This is a genomic window from Bacteroidota bacterium, assembly GCA_016715425.1.
In the GTDB taxonomy this organism is placed as follows: Bacteria; Bacteroidota; Bacteroidia; order Chitinophagales; family BACL12; genus JADKAC01.
On the sequence record JADKAC010000005.1, the window covers coordinates 1,188,522 to 1,212,009 of the forward strand.

General features: G+C 33.6%; 22 protein-coding genes. 21 read left to right on the plus strand and 1 reads right to left on the minus strand.

Going from position 1 to position 23,488, the window contains the following annotated elements; genetic code table 11:
- Positions 1-166 precede the first annotated feature (166 nt).
- The 11 genes from IPN31_11010 (at position 167) to IPN31_11060 (ending at position 11,626) form a co-directional block, all read left to right on the plus strand.
- Positions 167-1,651 carry an SAM-dependent DNA methyltransferase gene (locus IPN31_11010; GenBank protein ID MBK8682411.1) on the plus strand — a complete coding sequence of 495 codons (1,485 nt, stop codon included), beginning with the start codon at positions 167-169 and terminating at the stop codon, positions 1,649-1,651.
- A complete protein-coding gene (locus IPN31_11015) occupies positions 1,648-2,376 on the plus strand; it encodes a virulence RhuM family protein (protein MBK8682412.1) in 729 nt (242 codons plus the stop codon). The genes IPN31_11010 and IPN31_11015 overlap by 4 nt, the downstream gene beginning before the upstream one ends.
- On the plus strand, positions 2,361-2,741 hold the full coding sequence (locus IPN31_11020; GenBank protein ID MBK8682413.1) for a GxxExxY protein: 381 nt from the start codon (positions 2,361-2,363) through the stop codon (positions 2,739-2,741). The genes IPN31_11015 and IPN31_11020 overlap by 16 nt, the downstream gene beginning before the upstream one ends.
- Positions 2,738-2,899 carry a hypothetical protein gene (locus IPN31_11025; protein MBK8682414.1) on the plus strand — a complete coding sequence of 54 codons (162 nt, stop codon included), beginning with the start codon at positions 2,738-2,740 and terminating at the stop codon, positions 2,897-2,899. The genes IPN31_11020 and IPN31_11025 overlap by 4 nt, the downstream gene beginning before the upstream one ends.
- Positions 2,900-2,931: 32 nt before the next feature.
- Complete coding sequence (locus tag IPN31_11030) at positions 2,932-3,093, plus strand: hypothetical protein (GenBank protein ID MBK8682415.1); 162 nt, start codon at positions 2,932-2,934, stop codon at positions 3,091-3,093.
- Between the two features lie 226 nt (positions 3,094-3,319).
- Positions 3,320-4,510: a restriction endonuclease subunit S gene (locus IPN31_11035; protein MBK8682416.1), complete on the plus strand. Its 1,191-nt coding sequence runs from the start codon at positions 3,320-3,322 to the stop codon at positions 4,508-4,510.
- A gap of 12 nt (positions 4,511-4,522) precedes the next feature.
- Complete coding sequence (locus tag IPN31_11040; GenBank protein MBK8682417.1) at positions 4,523-4,885, plus strand: four helix bundle protein; 363 nt, start codon at positions 4,523-4,525, stop codon at positions 4,883-4,885.
- A 67-nt stretch (positions 4,886-4,952) separates the two neighbouring features.
- Positions 4,953-7,460 (plus strand): DEAD/DEAH box helicase family protein, encoded by a 2,508-nt coding sequence (locus IPN31_11045; GenBank protein MBK8682418.1) that lies wholly within the window; start codon positions 4,953-4,955, stop codon positions 7,458-7,460.
- A gap of 63 nt (positions 7,461-7,523) precedes the next feature.
- A complete protein-coding gene (locus IPN31_11050) occupies positions 7,524-8,351 on the plus strand; it encodes an HNH endonuclease (protein ID MBK8682419.1) in 828 nt (275 codons plus the stop codon).
- Positions 8,352-8,678: 327 nt separating this feature from the next.
- Entirely contained in the window at positions 8,679-9,524 is an 846-nt protein-coding gene (locus tag IPN31_11055; GenBank protein ID MBK8682420.1) for a winged helix-turn-helix domain-containing protein, read from the plus strand.
- 182 nt (positions 9,525-9,706) lie between these two features.
- Complete coding sequence (locus IPN31_11060; protein ID MBK8682421.1) at positions 9,707-11,626, plus strand: DUF4365 domain-containing protein; 1,920 nt, start codon at positions 9,707-9,709, stop codon at positions 11,624-11,626.
- 428 nt (positions 11,627-12,054) lie between these two features.
- On the opposite strand, the gene IPN31_11065 is transcribed toward IPN31_11060, so the two are convergent.
- Positions 12,055-13,449 carry a T9SS type A sorting domain-containing protein gene (locus IPN31_11065; GenBank protein ID MBK8682422.1) on the minus strand — a complete coding sequence of 465 codons (1,395 nt, stop codon included), beginning with the start codon at positions 13,447-13,449 and terminating at the stop codon, positions 12,055-12,057.
- Between the two features lie 469 nt (positions 13,450-13,918).
- Here IPN31_11065 and IPN31_11070 point away from each other — a divergent pair, with 469 nt between their 5' ends.
- From IPN31_11070 to IPN31_11115, 10 genes are all read left to right on the plus strand, one after another.
- Positions 13,919-14,455 (plus strand): hypothetical protein, encoded by a 537-nt coding sequence (locus tag IPN31_11070; protein MBK8682423.1) that lies wholly within the window; start codon positions 13,919-13,921, stop codon positions 14,453-14,455.
- A gap of 683 nt (positions 14,456-15,138) precedes the next feature.
- On the plus strand, positions 15,139-15,594 hold the full coding sequence (locus IPN31_11075) for an SRPBCC domain-containing protein (protein MBK8682424.1): 456 nt from the start codon (positions 15,139-15,141) through the stop codon (positions 15,592-15,594).
- 399 nt (positions 15,595-15,993) lie between these two features.
- A complete protein-coding gene (locus tag IPN31_11080; GenBank protein ID MBK8682425.1) occupies positions 15,994-16,404 on the plus strand; it encodes a DUF1801 domain-containing protein in 411 nt (136 codons plus the stop codon).
- Between the two features lie 7 nt (positions 16,405-16,411).
- The gene (locus tag IPN31_11085) at positions 16,412-16,867 is read left to right on the plus strand and encodes a DUF1801 domain-containing protein (GenBank protein ID MBK8682426.1); all 456 of its coding nucleotides are present in this window, start codon (positions 16,412-16,414) and stop codon (positions 16,865-16,867) included.
- Positions 16,868-16,964: 97 nt separating this feature from the next.
- The gene (locus IPN31_11090) at positions 16,965-17,672 is read left to right on the plus strand and encodes a hypothetical protein (protein MBK8682427.1); all 708 of its coding nucleotides are present in this window, start codon (positions 16,965-16,967) and stop codon (positions 17,670-17,672) included.
- Between the two features lie 134 nt (positions 17,673-17,806).
- Entirely contained in the window at positions 17,807-18,220 is a 414-nt protein-coding gene (locus IPN31_11095) for a hypothetical protein (GenBank protein MBK8682428.1), read from the plus strand.
- 282 nt (positions 18,221-18,502) lie between these two features.
- Entirely contained in the window at positions 18,503-20,821 is a 2,319-nt protein-coding gene (locus IPN31_11100; protein ID MBK8682429.1) for a TonB-dependent receptor, read from the plus strand.
- Positions 20,822-20,907: 86 nt separating this feature from the next.
- Complete coding sequence (locus IPN31_11105; GenBank protein ID MBK8682430.1) at positions 20,908-22,125, plus strand: exo-alpha-sialidase; 1,218 nt, start codon at positions 20,908-20,910, stop codon at positions 22,123-22,125.
- Positions 22,126-22,451: 326 nt separating this feature from the next.
- Entirely contained in the window at positions 22,452-22,955 is a 504-nt protein-coding gene (locus tag IPN31_11110; protein ID MBK8682431.1) for a YqhA family protein, read from the plus strand.
- Between the two features lie 11 nt (positions 22,956-22,966).
- Positions 22,967-23,458 carry a mechanosensitive ion channel gene (locus tag IPN31_11115; GenBank protein MBK8682432.1) on the plus strand — a complete coding sequence of 164 codons (492 nt, stop codon included), beginning with the start codon at positions 22,967-22,969 and terminating at the stop codon, positions 23,456-23,458.
- Positions 23,459-23,488: the final 30 nt, after the last annotated feature.

Here is a 23,488-nt window from a genome sequence, read left to right on the forward strand (position 1 = left end):
TGCGAGGAATGTATTTATATTTTATGATTTTACTACACAGAGTTTTAGAAAATTATAAAGTTTTATTTTTCAACAAGAACTCTATTGAAAAGAGAACATAAAAAAGTGGATCACCTGCTTAGACAGGAAATCTTAACTTTGAAAACTGACTAAAAACAAAACCAACATGTTTGAACAAACCTTTAAAAACATAGATGACATATTACATAAAGATGCCGGTTGTGGTAGCGAATTGGATTATGTAGAGCAAACTTCCTGGGTGTTGTTTCTTAAATATCTTGATGATTTAGAAAAGGATAAAGCAACTGCTGCTGAATTAACTGGTAAATCATATACAAATATTATTGACAAAGAATATCAATGGAGCAATTGGGCTGCGCCTAAACTTGACAATGGAAAAATTGATCATAATGCGCTTAGCGGTGATGATTTATTACTCTTTGTTGATAGCAAACTATTTCCATACTTAAAAAAATTTAAAACTGATGCTGAAAGTGCAGATACTATTGAATATAAAATTGGAGAAATATTTAGCGAACTGAAAAACAGCATACAAAGCGGTTACAATTTAAGAGAAGTAATAAACCGCATTGATGAATTGCGTTTTAGAACCCACGCGGAGAAGCACGAAATGAGCCACTTGTATGAGGATAAAATAAAAAACATGGGCAATGCAGGTCGCAATGGTGGCGAATATTATACACCACGACCTTTAATTAAAACCATTGTAAAAGTGGTAGCTCCTGAAATAGGAAATAAAATTTATGATGGCGCAGTTGGTTCAGCAGGTTTCTTGGTAGAATCTTTTGAATATTTAAAGCATAGTAAAAAACTTACCACTACTGATGTAACAACATTACAGAAAAAAACTTTTTACGGTAAAGAGAAAAAATCATTGGCTTACATCATTGGCATTATGAATATGATTTTGCACGGAGTGGAAGCACCCAACATAGTGCATACAAATACACTTGCAGAAAACTTAGCCGACATACAGGAAAAAGACCGTTACGATATAGTACTTGCCAACCCACCATTCGGAGGAAAAGAAAGAGCCGAAGTGCAGCAAAACTTCCCGATTAAAACAGGTGAAACTGCTTCGCTTTTTTTACAACATTTTATTAAGATATTGAAAGCAGGTGGCAAAGCGGGTGTAGTAATTAAAAATACCTTTTTGAGCAATACTGACAATGCTAGTATTAGTTTACGCAAATTGCTTTTAGAAAACTGTAACCTACATACAGTTCTGGATTTACCCGGCGGTACTTTTACAGGAGCAGGTGTAAAAACAGTTGTGTTGTTTTTCGAAAAAGGCACTTCAACAAAAAAGGTTTGGTTTTATCAATTGAACTTAGATAGAAACTTAGGCAAAACAAACCCACTAAATGAAAACGATTTGGCAGAGTTTGTAGAACTACAAAAAACCAAAGCCGATAGCCCAAACTCTTGGTCAGTTGATGTCAAAAATTTAACCCAGGCGTCCCCAAAGTCCTTGGTGTCCCCCGAAAGCCAGACCTACGACCTAAGTGCCAAAAATCCCAACAAAAAAGTAGAAGCTGCCTTACGCCAACCGCAAGAAATTTTAGAAGAAATGAAAGCTTTGGACGAAGAAAGTGCTGATATTTTAAAATCAATTTTGGAAATGATTTGAGAAACGAAATTATTTTATATCGCCCTGACGAGATTGCCGAACACATTGAAGTAAGAATTGATGAAGAAACTGTTTGGCTTAATCGTCAGCAAATTTCTGATTTGTTTAACAGAGATGTGAAAACAATTGGAAAACATATTAATAACATTTTTTCGGAAGGAGAACTTATAGAAAAGGCAACTGTCGCAAATTTTGCGACAGTTCAAAACGAAGGTGGAAGAATGGTTGAAAGACAAGTGGAAAACTACAACCTCGATATGATTATTTCTGTAGGTTATAGAGTAAAATCACAAAGAGGAATTCAGTTTCGTATTTGGGCAAACAGTATTCTTAAAGATTATTTATTGAAAGGCTACGCTATAAACAATAGGATGAACCGATTGGAAGATAATGTGGAAACCTTATCAAAAAAAGTAACCGAAATAGACTTGCAAATAAGCTCCCATTTGATTCCGACACAAGGTGTTTTTTTTGAAGGACAAGTATTTGATGCTTACGAGTTGGCATCCAAAATTATTCGCTCGGCTAAACATCAAATTGTACTCATTGATAACTATTTAGACGAAACCACATTCACCCATCTATCCAAAAAGAAAAAAGGCGTAAAGGTTCTTTTATTTACCAAAAATATCAGCAAGCAAATAAACTATCTGAATCACGCCTGCCTGCCGCTGGAAGGGATTAAACGGATTAAAAGATTTCAGAGATTATGCAAACAGAAATAAAATACAAAGACATCACTGAGAAAATTATAGGTGCATCATTCGAAGTACATAATTTTTTGGGTAATGGCTTTCAAGAAGTAATTTATCAAAGAGCATTAGCTTATGAAATGCATAAAGCAGGATTAGAATTCGCTCGTGAAATTGAACAAGATATCTTTTATAAAGAATTAGAAGAACCTATCGGCTCAAGAAGGGCTGACTTTGTAGTTGAAGGAAAAGTATTGGTGGAATTAAAAGCGATTATTCAATTAGAAGATGTGCATTTGGCTCAAGCTTTAAATTATTTGAAAGCTTATAAATTAGAAGTGGGTTTGCTTATAAACTTTGGAAGTAAAAGTTTAACCTTTAAAAGAATTATATTATGATAGAATTACATTATCTGAACCACGGATTAAACGGATTAAAGGATTTCACAGATTTTAAATCAGTACACAAAACATATGCGTGTAATCAAAATAAATCAGCACAACAAACATATCCGTGTAATCCGTGTAATCCCTGCCTGCCGCAGGCAGGAATTTAAATCCGTGATTCAGACAAAATTTTGAAACCGATATGAAACAATTACATTATCTGAACCACGGATTAAACGGATTAAAGGATTTCACAGATTTTAAATCAGTACACAAAACATATGCGTGTAATCAAAATAAATCAGCACAACAAACATATCCGTGTAATCCGTGTAATCCCTGCCTGCCGCAGGCAGGAATTTAAATCCGTGATTCAGACAAAATTTTGAAACCGATATGAAACAATTAAATTATCTAAACCACGGATTAAACGGATTAAAGGATTTCACAGATTTTAAATCAGTACACAAAACATATGCGTGTAATCAAAATAAATCAGCACAACAAACATATCCGTGTAATCCGTGTAATCCAATTAAATCCGTGATTCAGACAAATACATTTATTTTAAACTCAATTTTGCAATTGATATGAAGAAAGGTTGGGAAATAAAGAAGTTGGGCGAGATTTGTCGTTTTATAAATGGTCGGGCTTACTCACAACATGAATTATTAAAAGAAGGAAAATATCCAGTCTTAAGAGTCGGCAATTTCTATACTAATCGGGATTGGTATTATTCTGATCTGGAATTGCCTGAAGATAAATATTGTGATAAAGGAGATTTGCTATATGCATGGTCTGCCTCATTTGGTCCAAGAATTTGGGATGGTGAAAAGGTTATTTATCATTACCATATTTGGAAAGTTGAACCCATTGAAAATTTGATTAGAAAAGATTTTCTTTTTCAATTATTAGAATGGGACACAGAAGCCATTAAAACTGCACATGGAACAGGAACAACAATGATGCATGTTGGAAAGGGTTCAATTGAAAATAGATTAATCCCCCTCCCCCCACTCCCCGAGCAACAACGCATAGTAGCCATATTAGATGAAGCCTTTGCCGCCATAGCCAAGGCAAAAGCCAATGCCGAACAAAACCTCAAAAACGCCAAAGAACTTTTTGAAAGTTATTTGCAAGGGGTGTTTGAGAATAAAGGTGAAGGTTGGGAGGAGAATAGGTTAGAAGAATTGGCAGATGAAAAGTGCACCCTTTCTTACGGTATTGTTCAGCCAGGAGAGGAATTTGAAAATGGTTTGCCAGTTATTAGACCAACAGATTTAACAAATAGATTTATTAATTTAAAAGGGCTTAAAAGAATTGATCCGAAATTAGCCGATGGTTATAAACGAACTAAATTAATTGGCGATGAAATACTGCTTTGTGTTCGGGGTACAACAGGCACAATTTCAATAGCAACAAAAGAACTAAATGGTGCAAATGTTACAAGAGGAATTGTTCCTATTCGCTTTAATTCCAAAATAATTAATCAAGAGTTTGGTTACTATCTTTTAATCTCAAATTACATTCAAAAACAAATTAGAGCAAAAACTTATGGTGCTGCATTAATGCAAATCAATATTGGTGATTTAAGAAAAATTGAAACTGCTTATCCAACATTAAAAACCCAACTAACCATCGTTCAAAAATTAGATGCCCTATCTGCCGAAACTAAAAAATTAGAAAGCATCTACCAACAAAAAATAAATGATTTGGAGGAACTCAAAAAGTCCGTTCTACAAAAAGCATTTAGCGGAGAATTATTAATTGTTAATGATTAATTGTTAATGGTTATGAAGGAGAATATTTTAAAAATAAAGAGTTTTAGTTTTGCTATTCGAACAGTCAAATTATACCAGTTCTTATGTGAACAGAAAAAAGAATTTGTATTGAGCAAACAACTTTTAAGAAGCGGTACATCAGTTGGTGCAATGATAAGAGAGGCAGAACATTCGGAAAGTAAACCTGATTTTATTCATAAAATGGCAATAGCACAAAAAGAAATAAACGAAACCATTTATTGGTTAGAACTGCTTAAAGGAACTGATTATTTAACTATTGAACAATATGAAAGTATTAATACTGATGCTGTAGAGCTGATAAGGATGATAACAAGTATAATCAAAACAACTAAAGCCAACTTGAATAATGGTTAATTATTAATTGGTAATGGTTATAGACCAAAAAATAACAATTTATAATTAACAACTAACAATTATAAAAATGAACGAAGCAGAAACAAGAGCAGAACTAATAGACCCCAAGTTAAAGGCATGTGGTTGGGGCGTTGTAGAGGGTTCTAAAATTCTTCGTGAATACAATATTACCGCAGGTAAAATACAAACAGGTGGAGTAAGAGCTAAAAAATTAACTGCCGATTATGTGTTGGTTTATAGAGGAATTAAACTGGCGGTTATTGAAGCCAAAAGCGATGATTCAGAAGTTGGCGAAGGTGTGGCACAAGCGAAACAATACGCAGAAAAACTTCAATTAGAAACTACTTACAGCACAAACGGAAAAGAGATTTATAGCATCTGTTTGAAAACAGGTGATGAAAGTTTAGTTACAAATTATTTATCACCTGAAGCATTGTGGAATAAAACATATCCTCTACCATCAACAGATGTAATATCAGATTCAGATATTCATCATTTAGAAGAGGCTGCAATGTGGAGAGAGAAATTTTCTGAAGTGCCGTATGAAGATAAAAGCGGAACCTGGCAACTTCGCTATTATCAGGAAATAGCAGTTCGCAATACACTTGAAGCAATTGCAAATAATAATCAACGCATTTTATTAACCCTTGCTACAGGAACAGGAAAAACAGCAATAGCTTTTCAAATAGCATGGAAATTATTTCAAACCCGTTGGAATCTTTCAGCAATGGTTAATGGTAAATTATCAATGGTTAATGACACTAACAATTCACCATTAACAATTAACAATTATCATAGCCGAAGACCACGTATTTTATTTTTAGCAGATAGAAACATTTTAGCAGACCAGGCATTCAATGCATTTTCTGCATTTGCCGATGATGCTTTGGTAAGAATTAAACCAAGTGATGTAAACAATAATGGAAGAGTACCCACCAATGGAAGTATCTTCTTTACCATTTTCCAATCCTTTATGTCGGGCAAAGACAAAGAGGGAAATCCTGTTCCAAATTATGGTCAATATCCTGCCGACTATTTTGATTTCATAATTATTGATGAGTGCCATCGTGGAGGAGCAAATGATGAAGGAAACTGGCGAGGAATTTTAGAATATTTTTCCCCGGCTGTTCAGTTGGGTTTAACAGCCACACCAAAACGTCAGGGCAATGTAGATACTTATAAATATTTTGGAGAACCTGTTTACATCTATTCACTAAAGGAAGGTATTAATGATGGGTTTCTCACACCCTTTAAAGTGAAACGTATTCAAACAACTCTTGACGATTACATTTATACAAGTGATGATACAATAATAGAAGGAGAAATTGAAGAAGGTAAACTTTATATTGAACCGGACTTCAATAAAATAATTGAGATAAAAGAAAGAGAGGCGAAACGAGTTCAGATTTATATGGACGATGCCAACCAAAAAGAAAAGGCAATTATTTTTTGTGCCACACAAGATCATGCTGCCGCTGTTCGGGATTTAGTAAATCAAAACAAAAAAACTACCGATACTAATTATTGCGTTCGTGTTACTGCAAATGATGGAGAAATAGGTGAACAGTTTTTAAGAGAGTTTCAGGATAATGAAAAAACAATTCCGACTATATTAACTACTTCGCAAAAACTTTCAACCGGAGTAGATGCAAGAAATATTCGCAACATTGTTTTAATGCGACCTATAAATTCGATGATAGAGTTTAAGCAAATTATCGGAAGAGGAACAAGGTTGTTTGATGGAAAAGACTTCTTTACTATTTATGATTTTGTAAATGCTTATCATCACTTTGCAGATCCGGAATGGGATGGTGAACCTCAAGAAGAAGTTCCATGTCCAAGATGCGGAGAAGTACCTTGTGTTTGCATATCAACACCAGGTGGAATATGTAAAATATGCGGACAACAACCATGCATCTGTTTGAAAGAACCCGATGCTCCTTGCATAGTTTGTGGTCAACTACCATGCATTTGTAATAAGCGAAAAAAAATAAAAATAAAACTGAAAGACGGCAAGGAAAGACAAATACAATCTATGATGTCAACTTCATTTTGGAGTGCAGACGGTAAACCAATTTCAGCAGAAGAATTTTTAAATAATTTGTTTGGTGAATTGCCAAACCTTTTTAAAAATGAAGATGAATTACGGACACTTTGGAGCAATCCATTAACAAGAAGAATACTGTTAGAAAAATTAGCTGAAGCAGGTTTTGGAAAAGATGAACTCAACACTTTGCAAAAACTCATAGATGCAGAAAAAAGCGACTTGTTTGATGTGTTGGAATATGTGTTCAACAGCGACATAAAACCTATGACAAGAGAGGCAAGAGTTGCTGCAGCACAAGCAACAATCTTCGCATTACTCAACAACAAACAAAAAGAATTTATAGAATTTGTGTTGAGTAAATATATTGAAACAGGTGTTGAAGAATTAGACCAGGAAAAATTACCAATCTTGTTAATCAACAAATATCAATCACTTGAAGATGCAAAAGAAATTTTGGGAGACGTCGCAAACATCAGCAGACTATTTATAGAATTTCAGGAGCATTTGTATAAACAAAGTGCGGCGTAGGGGTAGAAAAAACTAAAATGTATTTTTCTGTATCAACATAAATCAATACGCAAATCAAAGTATATGTACAACGAAAAAGAAATTTTCAAAAGGATAAAAGAGTACAGTGGTAAATTTATTTCAGGCAAGCACGATTTAATAAAGGCATTATCCTCTGCTAAAAATTTTGTTAGCAGTTCTGATTTGAAATACTGGTCTTATGGAAAGTCGATTTATTATGATGTGGATTTTGCAGGAGGAGGCACGGCCAAAAAAAGGCTTTATCGTGCCCGTTTTATTGATGTTATGATCCTGCCAGACGGTCGGTTTAAAAATCAGATAATTGGGGCCTTTCTTGTTTGGGCAAGTAGAGTAAAGGGGTTTGATGTTGCTAATAAATTTAAAAATGACCAGAGCAGAAATAAACGCTTTGAGTTGTTGGTTCATACCTCTTTGATACCAGATATTTACGAAAAGGAAGTGGCGAATGAAAGAAAGAAGCAGAAGGTGAAAGTTGACACTAATTCATCAAAGGCAGCCCAAGCCCAGCAGCCTAAAAAACCTACTAAAGAAGATTTGGAAACAGCAAGAATTGAAGGATTCAAGCGAGAGATTATAAAGGAGGTTACCTTCCGTGATAGGAAAGTAGTTGAGCTTGCTAAACGATTGAAGAATGGAACTACCTGCGCAGTTTGTAGTTTTAATTTTGAAAAGGAGTTTGGCTCACATGGTGCAGGTTTTATTGAAATGCATCATTTGCATTCACTAGCCGAGGGTAAAAGAACAACTACGGTAAATGAGTTAGTACCAGTTTGTCCTAATTGCCACCGGATGCTCCATAAAGGCAAGAAAATTCTAACTATAAAACGTTTAATAGAAATTAAGAAAAGTGCGAAGATGAGGAAGAAGTAGCTCAGCCTTGAAGACATACCATTCTGTCTTAGCCGAGTCTTTTGCAAATGACTCGGTGTAAATCCTTTGATCCTGCCCAAAGCGGAACAAGAGTATGGACTTATGGCCGCTAGGTAAACACCACAGGTCAAGCTGGCCCATGGATTATTAGTGCTGTAACGGTAGTGATACCATAATGGTGGGTTCGCTACTTTGTTAGTGATTTTATTATGAATTAAGAACCCCTTCGGTGAGAGGGGGTTTTTTTGTTGTTTATGCTTCGTTTAAATATGTTGTTATGTAGATTTGGAAAAAATACTTATAAAAACATTTAAAAAATTTTCTCTTATGACATTACACGAAGCGATAGAAAAACTTTTACAACAAACTGGGCGTCCAATGACTGCTCGTGAAATAGCTAACGAATTGAATAAAAATAAATGGTATGTAAAAGGGGACAAATCTCTAATTAAGACAAGTCAAATTACTGCAAGAGTTGACGACCATCACGAGCTTTTTGAAATAGACCGATCAATATCACCTCTTAAAATAAAACTATTTGGTAGACAATTTACTCCAACTGCTAAACTTGTTTCTGCCAAAATTGAAATTCCGAAACAAGTAATGAAAGCGACACAAATTTCATCGGCTGAAATATCTCTATTTGAAAAAATTTTGATGAACGAAAAGAATTTTAAAAGTGCAAGCATCATTGACAATCTGATTCCTAATGTTTCAGGGGTATATTGTATTCGAATTACTGACGTTAACAAACTTCCCAAACCATTTAACACTTTTTTAGCAGACAGACAACACAACATCATTTATATCGGCATTGCATCAAAGAGTTTGAACAGGCGATTTTTAAATCAAGAACTTCGAGCAAAGGGACATGGGACATTTTTTCGGAGCATTGGTGCGGTGCTTGGACATAGACCACCAAAAGGTTCGTTGTCTTTAAAAAATAATAAACGCAACTACAAATTTTCAACGACAGACGAACAGAAAATAATTTATTGGATTAACGAAAACCTAAAAGTAAATTGGGTTAAGTTTAGTGGTGACTTTGAAACAATAGAAACAGAACTAATAAACAAACACAGACCTTTAATTAATCTTGCAAAAAATCCTTCGGCACTTCTACTGCTTTCGGAATTTAGAAAAGAGTGTGTGCAAATCGCTAACGAACTATGATTTCATCTGTACTCACATTCATTGAAAGAAATAGTGCAGCTACTAACAGCACCTACACAAATGGTCGAGTTTCGTGTTCCAAGAACACCTTTGTGGTTAATGGAAGTTTAGTTTTTCAAATTAAGTTTTGTGGTAAAAGCCCCGCCCTTCGGGTAGCTGCAAAACGTTATGCATCATTTTAAATGAAGAGACCCGAACAACATATAACGGAAACAAAATCACAGCGATTTTTTGAGAACATTGTTCCAGACGAATGGGTTGCGAGGGAAATTAAACCAGACTATGGAGTTGACTACATTGTTGAAAAATTCACAAACGGACAATCAACGGGAAAAAGTTTCTTTGTTCAACTAAAAGGGTCAACACAGGAAATAGAAAATGACACATTCAAAAAGCAATTTGACGTTGCCAACTTGGAATATTATGCTTCGTTAGCATTGCCTGTTTTAATTGTCTGTGTTTCGGTTGTAACAGAGCAAATATGGTGTATGTGGTCAAACAACTTGACAGAAGCATTCGCTTTAAAAGACAAACAAGAAAGCTTGTCTGTTTCATTAGACAAAAAATACCTGATAGATAAAGTTTCATTTCGACAATTAGAGTCTGATTTAGATTCAATCAAAAGATTTGGAATATCTATTAGAACAGAAAATGAAACCGGTGTATTATTAAACGAGTCAATCTTAAAGTGGATAAACCATTTTTATTCGAAGACTATTTCAATTGAGTTTAAGTATTTGCCAAATCATATAGAAATATCTTATATCCCCAAGGAAAATGATCGGCTAACCTTTGCTATAAAAGCATTTGGTTTTAAAAAAGATATCACAATAGAAAATATAAAAGAAGACAATATTGAATTACATCGTCCAATATTTAACGAGGATGATGTTACAGACTTGAATAAAGATATTCTAAAGGCAATCGCAATCTGTTTTGCTAAATATGATATTCAAGGCTCTTTACTAATTCTAAGAAAAATAATAGGAATTATAGACTTTAGTTCAGAGGAAGGTATGTTATCTCTAGATCCAATGGGTTTACTAACACTTTCTAAAACGAACAATCATTTACCGCTTTTCAACAAATTAATAAAAGATATAATTGATTTAAACCAACACGACTTGTTCTTTTTTTGCGACTTAGCATATTTTGCCGTTGATCAAGAATCAAAAGAACTCCAACAATATAGAATCGAGAACTTGTCATACTTAATTGAAAAGACATCAGACAATTCCGTAAAAGGAACATCTCACTACAACCTAGGCAATATATTGAAGACAAACTTGGATTCGGACAGAGCTTTATTCCATTACTTTAAAGCAAGAAAACTATTTCCAGATTATTTAGAGAGACCATATTGGTGGCGTGAAATAGCAGGTTTACTTTTTTCTAAAGGACATTTTATTTGGGCTGAAACCTTTTATCGAAAATCGTTAGAAAAAGCCAAAACTCACCAACATAAAACATATGGTAGACTAGAGAAAAAATCCCCTAAAGAAGAGAAATTAATAATTGCCCTTATAGCTGATTGTCTTTTTCATCAAGGGAAATTCAAAGAAGCCCATTTATTATTTGAAAAATACCTTAATGAAACATCTTCAAATATTCAGGAATGGGTGATTAAAAATATTATATGTGTTGAATTGATAAATCGAAATCTGGACTCTATAATTATCGACAAGAAAAAGTCTTTAGAAATTGTAGAAAAGTCATTAAAGATTTCGACTGAAGATGAAATCATCAATTGTTTGAACGATGCCATAAAGGTAAATCCGTTGAACGGACTTGCTTGGTTTAATTTAGGTGTTGCATTAGACAAAAAAACGAAATTTAACGAAGCTTTGTTTGCCTTTTTGGCTACTTCAATGATTCAAGATTGGGACAAGGAAGCTCAATTTAATGCGATGACAATTTCACTAACACAACAAAACTTCGTTATGTTAGACTCACTACTTCAATTTGTGATAGAAAAACACGGAGAGTTAGTGAGTAATGATTTAGCTGACTACATTATGAAAAAAAACATTCCTCTAGATGCGAAAAAAATGTTGATTAAGACCTTCAAAGAAATGATCGAGAAAATAAAAAACGATGCATAACAGCACCTACCCAAAAGTGGCGGTTCAGTGGTTTAATCAATCTTTGTGCTTCTATCAAAGTTTTACGTTCCCGCAGGGTTCTCACAGCAGCATTGTGCGGAAGCAATGAAACCCTGCGAAGTATGGAATTGAAAACATAATTCATTGTCTGCACTCTAATTAAAATGATTACATAAATACTATGATTTAATTTAATTTTTTCCGTTCCCGCAGGGTTCTCACAGCAGCATTGTGCGGAAGCAATGAAACCCTGCGAAGTATGGATTTTGTTCCCCGCAAGGTTCTCACAGCAGCAATGTGCGGAAGCAATGAAACCCTGCGAAATATGGAATTGAAAACATAATTAATTGTCTGCACTCTAATTAAAATGATTACATGAATACTGTGATTTGATAATAATTTTTTCGGTCAGCCTGTCCTATCAGTTATTATCTTTTGATGAATTTGCCAGTAAATGTTTGTTTGTCCGTCGTTGTTAGATTATAAAAATATAGCCCTTCAGGAAAATTGTTTATATCAATTTTAAAATTTGGCTCAAATATTCCGCTTACAGTTTTAATTTCCTGCCCTATTGAATTATAAATTTTCATTTGCATTATTTTCCCAACTGTCACTGCACTAACCGTAAAATTTATTTCATTAATTGCCGGATTTGGAAATGCAATCACTTGTAAGTTGTTAGGCGTTGAATTGACACTGATTGATAAAGCATAATTGCCAATGCTATCAAGTTTTATTAAAATTATGTCAGCTATTGCCACACCATTATTTTTAGAACCTGTTAATAGAAAGCCACCATCTGAAGTTTGAGTAATATTATTCCCTAAGTGGTAAGTGTAGCCATCAAATGATCTGCTCCATTTAACGTTTCCTAATGTATCCAAGTAAGTAATAATAAGATTATAATCATTGGGATAGGGCCCCCAGCCTGACAAGTATCTTGTAGTGGATAGAATATATCCGTTCTTGCTTTTACATTCCTTAATGAAATGCGCATTTCCTAAATTATATTTCTTCGTCCAAATGGTATCACCATCCGAGTTTGTTCTAATTATGAAAGTTTCCGATTCACCATCAATTATTTGCGGGTCAAAGTTTGAAGCAATTAAATATCCGTCATCAAAAAGTTGTTGAATTGAGCTTGCCTGGTCATTTCCTGATCCCCCAAATGTTTTCGTCCAAACTGTATCTCCACTTATATCGGTTTTAATAAAAACAATATTCTGGTTCTCTGTTATTGAATTGGTATATCCAACCATTGCAAAACCACTGTCTTCTGTTTGAATTACTGATTGACAAATTACAGAATTGTAACGCCTTGTCCAGAGAGTGTCTCCATATGAGTTTGTTACAAAAAGTGTTGTCGAGGTATCCGGTCTAAGAAAAAAATATCCGTTACTATTTGTTTGTCCAACTGAATATCCTTCTGACCAAAAGGTAGAGAGATATTCCTTGTCCCATATAAGGGCACCTGATGAATTGAATTTCATGAGGTATGGATTGCTGCCATTCACTCTTCCGGCAACAACATAATTACTATCAATAGTTTCGATTAATGAGTAGGCGAATTCCATTCTTGGGCTTTGTCCTATATACTTGTCCCAAATGAGATTTCCTACTGAGTCTACCAACAAAACATTTACATCATAGTCTGTTACGAATTGACTTCTTGTGGACCCAGCAATAAGATATTTGCCATCATATCTTTCAATCACTGCACTTCCATAATCAAAATTTGTCTTGGAGTAAAGCTCGTTGAACAAATCTTGTCCATTCGCTTTTGCTGTAAGAAGAATCAGTAAAATTGTAGTAATATGTTTCAATAGTAGCTGGTTTTTATAATTGCAGATAACATGTAAATAATTCTGTATCAAATATAAAAAATTCAGACCTATCCTTCCATAATGGGAATGTAAAGTTTGCATGTTCTTTATATAGTCAAGTTTTTTTCCAATCCCGAATTTTCTTGTCTCCAATAAAAAATAAATAAATAACAACCCCTTGCAATGGTTGGAGTTGTAAACTATAATTCATTATCTGAACTCTAATTAAAATGATTACATAAATACTATGATTTTATTTCTATTTTTCTCAATACTTACTACTCTATTCTTTTTGAAACCAGTCAAGGGAAATCAGTTTATATAGAACAGATTAAATTCGATTGCGTAAATTATTAAAACACATTTTTGCTACCTTTAAAAAGCAATTGCGATTTTTTATACGGACTTAAGTTAGTGGTCAACATAAAAGACGACACAGCTAAGAAGACACTCACCGAATAAGCAAAAAATGAATAAAATTGAAATCCCACTTAACAAGACAAAATTATTTTTAGGAATTGGTGGCTCAATCCTATTTGTGATTTTAGGAATTTATCTTTTTACATCCATTGAACCCAACCAAACAAAGTTTAATACTACACTTGTAAAAATTGCTGGAATAGCAGGGATTTTATTCTTCAGCACAACAGGTATTTATGGTGTGAAGAAATTGTTCGACAATAACGATGGGCTAACTATTGACGACAACGGAATTATAGATAATACAAACGCATTAAGCATTGGACGTATTAAATGGGCTGACATAACTGAAATAAGAACAGAACAAGTAATGTCAACAAAATTTTTACTCATTTTTATAAAAAACCCAAACGAAATTTTAAAAAAAGCTGGTGGAATGAAAAGTAAATTAATGGCTGGAAATATGAAAATGTATGGGACACCTTTATCAATAACTTCTACAACATTAAAATACAACTTTAACGACTTAGAAAAACTATTGAAGGACAGACTAAATGAACAGAGAGAAAGTATGCCGAACGATTAATCAAAGTCGGTTTGACTTAGTTGTGTATTCCGTCTCAGCCGAGTCACTTGCAAAGGACTCGGCGTAAATCTATTTCAGGTCTATCTTTTTAACATACTAATTTAAAATCAAACAAATCATAGTTCAGTCAATTACCTGATACATTTTGTATGTATTAACATTCAAAAGATTGCTTCGTCGTAACTCCTCGTTTACCTGCCGAAGGAAGGCAATGACGCTCCGGGGGAAATGAGTTTTAAAATTTAGAATCACTTAATACTTGCCTCATCAATAAAATTTCTAAGTCATAATAATTACATCTTCATTAGAATTCCTAATAAACAATGTGTGCGTCATTGCGAGCCTTATTTTTTTATAAGGCGTGGCAATCTCATCGTAAGAAGTAATTATTTTTTGTCAGTACTACCATTCAAAAGATTGCCACGTCACTCGTACCTCGTTCCTCGCAATGACACTTCTGTTGTTCATTTATCGTAAGAATTAATAACATCAAGTGTGTACGTCATTGCGAGCCTTATTTTTTTAATAAGGTGTGGCAATCTCATCATGAGAACTAATTATTTTTTTTTGTAACTCCGGTTGTATATTTTTTAATGAAATACTGTGTTTCGTATATTTGGGAGTAAGATGTTATTGTACAAAACAACACCCACAATTTACGTAAACATTAAACGACAAGTAAAATGAAAAAGCTACAATTTAAAATAGAGATAAACGCAACAGCTCAAAAAGTATATGAAACAATGTTGGGTTTAAAAGATAAATCTAATTATGAATATTGGACTTCTGCTTTTAATCCTACTTCTACTTATGAAGGTAGTTGGGAAAAAGACAGTAAAATTCTTTTTGTAGGAGTGGATGAAAATGGAAAGAAAGGTGGAATGGTTTCTAAAATAGAAGTGCACCAACCGGCAAAGTTTGTTTCAATATTACATTATGGTTTCCTGGATGGCGACAGTGAAGTAACCACTGGCGAACAAGTTGAAAAATGGGCAGGCGGACACGAAAATTATTCTTTTCAAGAAAGTAACGGTATAACAACTGTAACAGTTGATATGGACACTATTGAAGAATATGAAGAGTACTTCAACAATAATTATCCAACCGCATTAGAAAAATTAAAAGAGATTTCTGAGTAAGTGAAATCTATATTGAAACCCAAAACAAAAGAAGAATTATTATTTCTAATTACTGATTTACTAATTTTTTTTCTCGCCACTTACTACTCACTATTCACTTTCTTTATCATTGATCACTCATTCTGTCTCAGCCGAGTCACTTGCAAAGGACTCGGCGTAAATCTATTTCTGTATCGGCCTGAACTATGATTTAATTTCTATTTTATTTTCTCAATACCTGATACTCAATACCCGATACTTTTTTCTGTCTCAGCCGAGTCACTTGCAAAGGACTCGGCGTAAATCTATTTCTGTATCGGCCTGAACTGTGATTTAATTTCTATTTTATTTTCTCAATACCTGATACTCAATACCCAATACTTTTTTATAGCTTTAACTATTAAAATGTAAATCATTACCATGGGAAAATTAGCGAAAGTAAAAACGACAGAAAACTCTTTAAACGTAGATGATTTTATCAACTCAGTGAAAGAGGAACAAAAACGCAATGACAGTTTACAACTAATCAAAATGATGAAAGCGATAAGCAAAGAAGAACCAAAAATGTGGGGGAGTTCACTTATTGGTTTTGGAAAACTAATTGTTAAAAGCCCGACATCAGGTCGTGAAGTGGAATGGTTTAAAATTGGTTTCTCTCCTCGTAAAGCAAACCTAAGTATATACTTAATGAACCTTCAAATTCATGAAGCCTCATTGAAAAAATTGGGAAAACATAAGCAAGGAAGTGGTTGCCTTTATATCAATACACTGGCTGATGTTGACCTCAAGATTTTGGAAGAAATGTTTATTACAACTATAAAAGAAAAATAACTTTATAATGAAAGCAACAGGAAATACAGTAAAAGAAATTCTGACTAGTCTTCCACAGGAAAGAGCAGAACCATTTAATAAATTACATGATGTAATTATAAAAAATCTACCTAAAGGTTTTGAAGCCGCTATGAGTTATGGTGGCTTGGGATATGTGGTTCCGCATACTTTATATCCTGAAGGTTACCATTGCAAACCAAGCGAACCACTTCCCTTCGCAGGTATTGCATCGCAAAAGAATTCTATTAATTTTTATCACATGGGTATTTATGCCGACCCGAAATTATTGAACTGGTTTGTTAGTGAATATCCCAAGCATTCCAAGCAAAAACTGGACATGGGTAAAAGTTGTATTCGTTTTAAAAAGCTGGACGATATTCCTTACAAACTGATTGGTGAATTAATGAAAAAAATAAGTGTAAAAGAATGGATAACTATTTATGAAACTCACTTAAAAAAATAATCCTGTGAAAGTTTCGGAGGTTATAAATTTACAAAATGACAGAAGGAATAAACGAAATAAGAGAACTACGAACGTCTTATAAAAGATTCGCATACAAATGGAAAATTTACCAATATACATAAGTATAGTTTTTGGGCTGACAACAATTTTGACAGTTGGAATATTTTATAAAGCGACCAATTATTCTAAATCAACATTAATAATTTTATTGTCTTGGTTAGCATTGCAAACTGCTATCGGTCTTTCAGGTTTTTACACCATGACGGAAACAATTCCACCAAGGTTTATACTTTTAGTTCTTCCACCTTTACTTTTAATTATTTTACTATTTACCACTTCAAGAGGCAAACAATATATTGATAGCCTGAATGCAAAAACTTTAACCATTTTGCATATCATAAGAATTCCTGTTGAAATTGTTCTCTTTTGGCTATTCGTTAATAAAGCCGTTCCTGAACTTATGACTTTTGAAGGAAGAAACTTTGATATTCTATCTGGACTGACAGCTCCTATTATTTTTTACTTCGGTTTTATAAGAAAAAATTTAAATCGAAAAATAATCTTGATTTGGAATGTTATCTCTTTGGGACTTCTCATAAATATTGTTGCGAATGCAGTTCTATCAGCACCGTTTCCGTTTCAGCAATTTGCGTTTGACCAACCCAATATTGCTATTTTATATTTTCCTTTCAATTGGCTACCCTCTTGTGTAGTCCCCTTAGTTTTACTTTCACACTTGGCTACAATTAGACAATTATTACTTGGCGAAAAAAAGAAAAACAACAGCTACCAAACTAACGAATAATTACCGTCCTCACAGTGTTACCAGAAGGGAACTCTGCGAAGAATAAATCCTGCATACGATAGTGTAAATGTTGTTACAATTGAAAAAACTATGCAGCCAATTTTAAAAACATTTTAATGTAATGACATTTGTGAATGCGAATAACCGCTATATTTGTTGAACCTATAGATACTCTATTGAAGCACATACTTATCATAGTAACACTAACCGGGGTTTTGTTGCAAAACTTTACAAACGAAATTTTCCTTGCGGGATATGAACTGAACAGGGAATATTTTGCTACTAATCTGTGTGAGCAAAAAGACATAACAAATAATAATTGTAAGGGAAGTTGTTTTTTCCTAAATGAGATAGTAGATCAAGATAATAATAAGCAAACACCACTATCTAAGAATTTGAAAGAAGTAAAAGATTTTCAATTATTCTGTTTGCAATTATTTTCATTACAATTTCATAGCTCACAATCAGAGCAACAGTTTGCATTACCTTATATTTTTAGCTTCCCTTCTACACCTGACATTATTTTTCTACATCCGCCCAACGCTTGATTAATTTTCCTTTATTGCAAATGTGAGAACTGCTATGATTTAATTCTAAGGCGGGGTAACACATTTTATTTGCAATATGTGGAACAGGATAATTCCTGCTGACTTCTTCCAATTACATATTTAAAAGATTTAACCAAAACAAACTTCAAAAGTGTAATGGGTAAACGGAGTAAAACAGCAGTTAAAAATTGAAAAATCCTTTTCACAGATTAACCAAAAAATTAAACTTCAATATTCAAACTCAGAATAGAACAAATCAGGCTGTTCAAAAAAAGACATACTATGAATCACAAACAATTATTACCAATCATCTTTCTGCTGCTTTTATCCTCAGGTATATATGCGCAGCAATCAATAAAAGGAAGTGTTTATGATAAACAAACCAATGAACCATTACCGGGTGTAAATATTTATTTTGCCGGCACACAAACCGGAACCACATCGGATGTTACGGGGGAATTCATTCTTGAAAGTCAACAAGCAGCAGATAGTATTACATTATCCTTTTTGGGTTATCAGTCAAAGAATGTAAAAGCTGAACAAGAAAGTAATATGTTAATCGGATTAGAAGCATCGTCCACGAATATGCAGGAAGTAATAGTTTCAGCAAGTCGGGAGGAGCAAAAAAGAAGTGAAGCTCCGATTGCCATCAGCAATATTTCATCATCAGTAATCAGTGATGCAAAGCCAATTTCTATTGACCAGGTGTTGAATAAAGTGAGTGGTGTATATATGATAGATCTTGGCAATGAACAACATTCAATGTCTATTCGTCAGCCTCTTGGATATAAAAGCCTTTATCTCTATTTGGAGGATGGAATTCCGATTCGAACTTCGGGATTGTTTAACCATAATGCATTGATTGAAATTAATATGGCAAATGTCAGGAATATAGAAGTTATTCGTGGACCTGCATCTTCCCTTTATGGACAGGAAGCAATTGGCGGAGCGGTGAATTTTATTACCTATGGCCCAACGATAGTACCAACAGCAAAAGTATTTATACAGGGAAATGATATTGGTTATAAGAGAGCAGATTTTCAAGCTTCTAATACCTTTAATAAACTGGGTTTATCCATTGCAGGCTATTATGCTGAAAGAAAAGATGGTTATATAGAACAAAGCGATTTTAATAAACTTGGTTTATCACTGCGGGCTGATTACCGTTTTAATGATAAAACTATACTGAATACTAATATATCATACATTGATTATTATTCAGAAATGAGTGGTGGCTTAGATAGTGTCAAGTATTTTGAAAAGGACTATGAAGATATGAATACGTTTACCTACCGTGATGTATCCGCACTAAGAGCTAATGCCAGATTATCCCATTATTGGAATGACAATAGCAAGACTTCTTTTACAGCAATATTCCGTGATAACAGCATTAAACAAAATCCCTCCTATTTTATAGTGGATGATTACAAACCCTGGTTAGGAACCGGTGACCCCAATTTAGCCCATGGTCAGATTAATGATGTGTATTTTCAAAGCTATGCCGCAATCATTCAACATAAAGAATCCTTTGACTGGAAAAATGCGGCATTAATTGGTGGAGTATCAACAGATTTCAGCCCATCGGGATATTATGCCAATTATATCAGTATAGATAAAAGCGATGACGGTCATTATACTGACTTCACCTCTACTGATTCAGTGCTTTCGGACTATGATGTGGATGTATCGAACTATGCTGCCTATACTCAATTTGAATTTTCACCATTAATGCATTTGCGATTCGTAGCAGCTATTCGTTATGACAATTTCGTATATGATTATCATAACTTGTTGCCACCTTCACCTACTTCAGGAGCACCAGACAGCAAGAATACATACTCGCAATTTTCTCCAAAACTGGGTTTGACTTATGAGATAAAAGAAACATCGGGTGTATATGTTAATTATAGCCAGGGTTTTGTACCGCCTCAGATAACAGAATTATACAGACAAGTACAAGTGCCAACATTAAAACCTTCAGTTTTTTATAACTATGAAGCAGGTGGCTGGGCAACCCTTTTTAAAAACTTGGTGTATTTAGATGCAAGTGTATATCTGATGGAAGGGGTGGATGAAATAATTTCGGTATATGATCTTACGGATGGATCATATCATAATGAGAATGCGGGTAAAACACAACATAAAGGAATTGAATATGGGTTAACTTATACTCCCTTAAAGAGTTTGTATTTAAGAGTAAGCGGTACAAATGCCACACATATATTTATTGATTATGTCGAAAACGGAGTTGATTATAATGGAAATGATATGGGAAATGCACCAGGGTTTATAGCGAACGCAGAAATAATGTTTAAGCCAGCAATGTTAAAGGGATTCAGAATCGGCGTAGAGACTCAGCATCTAAGCGAGTACTATATGGATCCAGCGAATACAGTTAAATATCCGGGATTTACAGTCTTCAACCTGCGTACAGGTTATTCATGGAGCGGACTCGAAGTTTGGGTTAACTGGATGAATTTTACAAATCAGTATTATGCCACTATTGCTAGTAAAACAATTTGGGGATATAGTTATGATCCGGGCGATCCATCAAATATAAATATTGGTCTGAGTTATAGATTTACCGGTAAAGAAAAATAAATTGATGGAGCTATTATTATTAGCAGTATTACCGCAAAAGGCAAATGGCGCATTTCAATAATAAATTTAACAGCAAACATGAGTTCATGAAAGAAAAAGCAATCGCAATTGTATTTATAATTTTTTTATTTTCTTGCACATCTTCAAACGAAGACAAAAATACTCGTGATGAGCAAGAGGAATCCACAGTAAAAATATTATCATCCGAAGGAAGAAAACCACATTCCGTTTATATCACTAAAAATTATAATCAACAGCCTGTAATTTGTTGGACGGAAGAAGATACGCTGAGCAAAATAAAATATGTTTACTATTCAGTTTCATTAGATAACGGTATTTCTTTTTCAGAAAAAAATGAAATACCTGTTGAGCAAACCATACAATTACATGCGGAGGGAATGCCAAAAATAGCATTCAGAAAAAATGGAGATGTATATGCTTTTTATGAAGTAACATCTAATTCGGAAGTGAATCATTTTGCCGGAGAAATTCATTACAAATTATCGACGGACAATGGTAAGAATTGGTCGACTCCGAATCGTGTACATCAGGATAGTACAAAGCATAAAGGCTGGTCGTTTTTTGATGTTGCAATGTTAAGCAACGGAGAAATTGGTGCATGCTGGCTCGATACATCAAATCCTGATGGCGGAAGGCCGGTGAAGTTTGCCAAAACAAATGCAACGGGGAAATTTTCAGATGAAGTAATGGTTGACGATTTAGCATGTGAGTGTTGTCGAACTGGAATATATTGCGATGAAAGCGGAATTATCAATATTGTTTACCGAGATATTATTCAGGATTCCATAAGAGATATTTCTGTGGCAACTTCATCTGATGGTGGTAAAACATTCAGCAATCCCATATGCTTCAGTGGTGATAATTGGAACATACAAGGATGTCCACACAATGGCCCTGATGTAGTAAGTGATAGCAATGGTATTTATGCCGTATGGTTTACAGGCACATCGCAACAAGGATTGTATTATGCTGAATTGAATTCTAGTGGTAGTATTTCAAAAAAGGAACAGATTAATTCAGAAGGAAGAAATATTCAAATTGCATTGTTACCTGATGGCAATAAAATAATGGTATATAACGAATCATATAAAATTGAAAATACCTTTTATTCAACAATCAAATTTAAAAAAGGAAACCAGGAACCGGTGATATTAACAGATGAAAAAGTAAGCGCTTCCTTGCCGGTAATTCTTGCTTTGAATAATAGCCAATGCATCGTTACATGGCTGGAAGAAAATAACGGACAGGAACAAGTAGTGTATAAGTTAGCAGCAATGCAATAAAAATAAATTGTTTAAATAGTTATTCTTTCGTAGCCGAGTTACCCTAAGGGAATTATGCAAGGAAAAAATCATTGTCTGAACTATGATTAAAATGATTACTTGAATACTGTGATTTGATTACCCAATACTCAATGCCCTTTAATCCTCATTAACCATTGCACATATCTTCATATTGATGAACTTGCTGGCACAGGAAAAAACATCGAGTAAGTGAGAAAGTTTAGCGGATTAAAATACTGAAATTAAATATTATCCTTCATAAACTTAAACTGTAAATTTACCGATACAACATTGTCAAATTTTGACATGTTAAGTTCAATACTTCAATGAAAAAACCAATTTATATATTCCGCTATTTTAGTTTAATAGCAATTACTTGTTCACTAATAGGATCTCTACTACTTTTCTTTATTGGTACTTGGAAAACTTACAACGCAATTAGAATAGTATTTTTTGATTATATCCCTTCAGGGAATGAACATTTGCATTCCATTGATAATGCAACAATATATTTAATGAAATCATTAGATACATTTCTAATAGCCATGGCTCTATTCATTTTTGCGTATGGTATTTTTACTTTATTTATTTCTAACAAAAAAGACATTAAGGATAATGGCGTCTTACAATGGATTGCTATCTCAAATATTGGACATTTAAAAAACATACTTGCAGAACTTATTATTATTATTCTATTTGTAATTTTTCTTGAAGTCATAATCGAAAATATAAACAATTTAAAATGGGAGTTTTTGATAATTCCAATCTCTGTGCTTTTATTAGCACTCGGATTGAAATATTTAAAATTAGAAAACAAAGATGACCCTTAAAAAATCTCCCTATGGATATTAGAGTTATAGAATCAATAATTACAGTTGCAACTTTCTTTATTTTAAGATTTGCTACTGTAAAATTTCTTGCTAAAGTTCAGAAAAAGTATGACTACTCAAAGTACAGAATAAGACCTATCTTGAAGTTTGCCAATTTATCAATTTTTATAATACTCGTAATTGTATTAATAGCAATTTGGGGTGTGGAGCAGACAAATATATTAACCTTTATTACTTCCGTTGTAACAGTCGTAGGAATTGCATTAGTAGCTCAATGGTCAATACTTTCAAACATTTCTTCTGCTTTAATCATATTTATTAGTCATCCTGTTAAATTGGGAGAATCTATAACAATTATTGACAAAGAATTTGATATTAAAGGACAAGTGTCTGATATTGGTTTATTCTATGTGATTTTAAAGACAGATACAGCTGAAAAAATTACAATTCCAAATAATGTTTTCTTACAAAAAGCGACAAAAATCAATTTAAAAAAACAGTGAATATTATTCCGTCAATAGACTTCTTTTTAT

Bases quoted from the DNA above. Each gene is read 5' to 3' on its own strand.
- IPN31_11010 (MBK8682411.1), top strand. From the start codon at position 167: ATGTTTGAACAAACCTTTAAAAACATAGATGACATATTACATAAAGAT.
- IPN31_11020 (MBK8682413.1), top strand. From the start codon at position 2,361: ATGCAAACAGAAATAAAATACAAAGACATCACTGAGAAAATTATAGGT.
- IPN31_11025 (MBK8682414.1), top strand. From the start codon at position 2,738: ATGATAGAATTACATTATCTGAACCACGGATTAAACGGATTAAAGGAT.
- IPN31_11030 (MBK8682415.1), top strand. From the start codon at position 2,932: ATGAAACAATTACATTATCTGAACCACGGATTAAACGGATTAAAGGAT.
- IPN31_11035 (MBK8682416.1), top strand. From the start codon at position 3,320: ATGAAGAAAGGTTGGGAAATAAAGAAGTTGGGCGAGATTTGTCGTTTT.
- IPN31_11040 (MBK8682417.1), top strand. From the start codon at position 4,523: ATGAAGGAGAATATTTTAAAAATAAAGAGTTTTAGTTTTGCTATTCGA.
- IPN31_11045 (MBK8682418.1), top strand. From the start codon at position 4,953: ATGAACGAAGCAGAAACAAGAGCAGAACTAATAGACCCCAAGTTAAAG.
- IPN31_11050 (MBK8682419.1), top strand. From the start codon at position 7,524: ATGTACAACGAAAAAGAAATTTTCAAAAGGATAAAAGAGTACAGTGGT.
- IPN31_11055 (MBK8682420.1), top strand. From the start codon at position 8,679: ATGACATTACACGAAGCGATAGAAAAACTTTTACAACAAACTGGGCGT.
- IPN31_11060 (MBK8682421.1), top strand. From the start codon at position 9,707: ATGAAGAGACCCGAACAACATATAACGGAAACAAAATCACAGCGATTT.
- IPN31_11070 (MBK8682423.1), top strand. From the start codon at position 13,919: ATGAATAAAATTGAAATCCCACTTAACAAGACAAAATTATTTTTAGGA.
- IPN31_11075 (MBK8682424.1), top strand. From the start codon at position 15,139: ATGAAAAAGCTACAATTTAAAATAGAGATAAACGCAACAGCTCAAAAA.
- IPN31_11080 (MBK8682425.1), top strand. From the start codon at position 15,994: ATGGGAAAATTAGCGAAAGTAAAAACGACAGAAAACTCTTTAAACGTA.
- IPN31_11085 (MBK8682426.1), top strand. From the start codon at position 16,412: ATGAAAGCAACAGGAAATACAGTAAAAGAAATTCTGACTAGTCTTCCA.
- IPN31_11090 (MBK8682427.1), top strand. From the start codon at position 16,965: ATGGAAAATTTACCAATATACATAAGTATAGTTTTTGGGCTGACAACA.
- IPN31_11095 (MBK8682428.1), top strand. From the start codon at position 17,807: ATGCGAATAACCGCTATATTTGTTGAACCTATAGATACTCTATTGAAG.
- IPN31_11100 (MBK8682429.1), top strand. From the start codon at position 18,503: ATGAATCACAAACAATTATTACCAATCATCTTTCTGCTGCTTTTATCC.
- IPN31_11105 (MBK8682430.1), top strand. From the start codon at position 20,908: ATGAAAGAAAAAGCAATCGCAATTGTATTTATAATTTTTTTATTTTCT.
- IPN31_11110 (MBK8682431.1), top strand. From the start codon at position 22,452: ATGAAAAAACCAATTTATATATTCCGCTATTTTAGTTTAATAGCAATT.
- IPN31_11115 (MBK8682432.1), top strand. From the start codon at position 22,967: ATGGATATTAGAGTTATAGAATCAATAATTACAGTTGCAACTTTCTTT.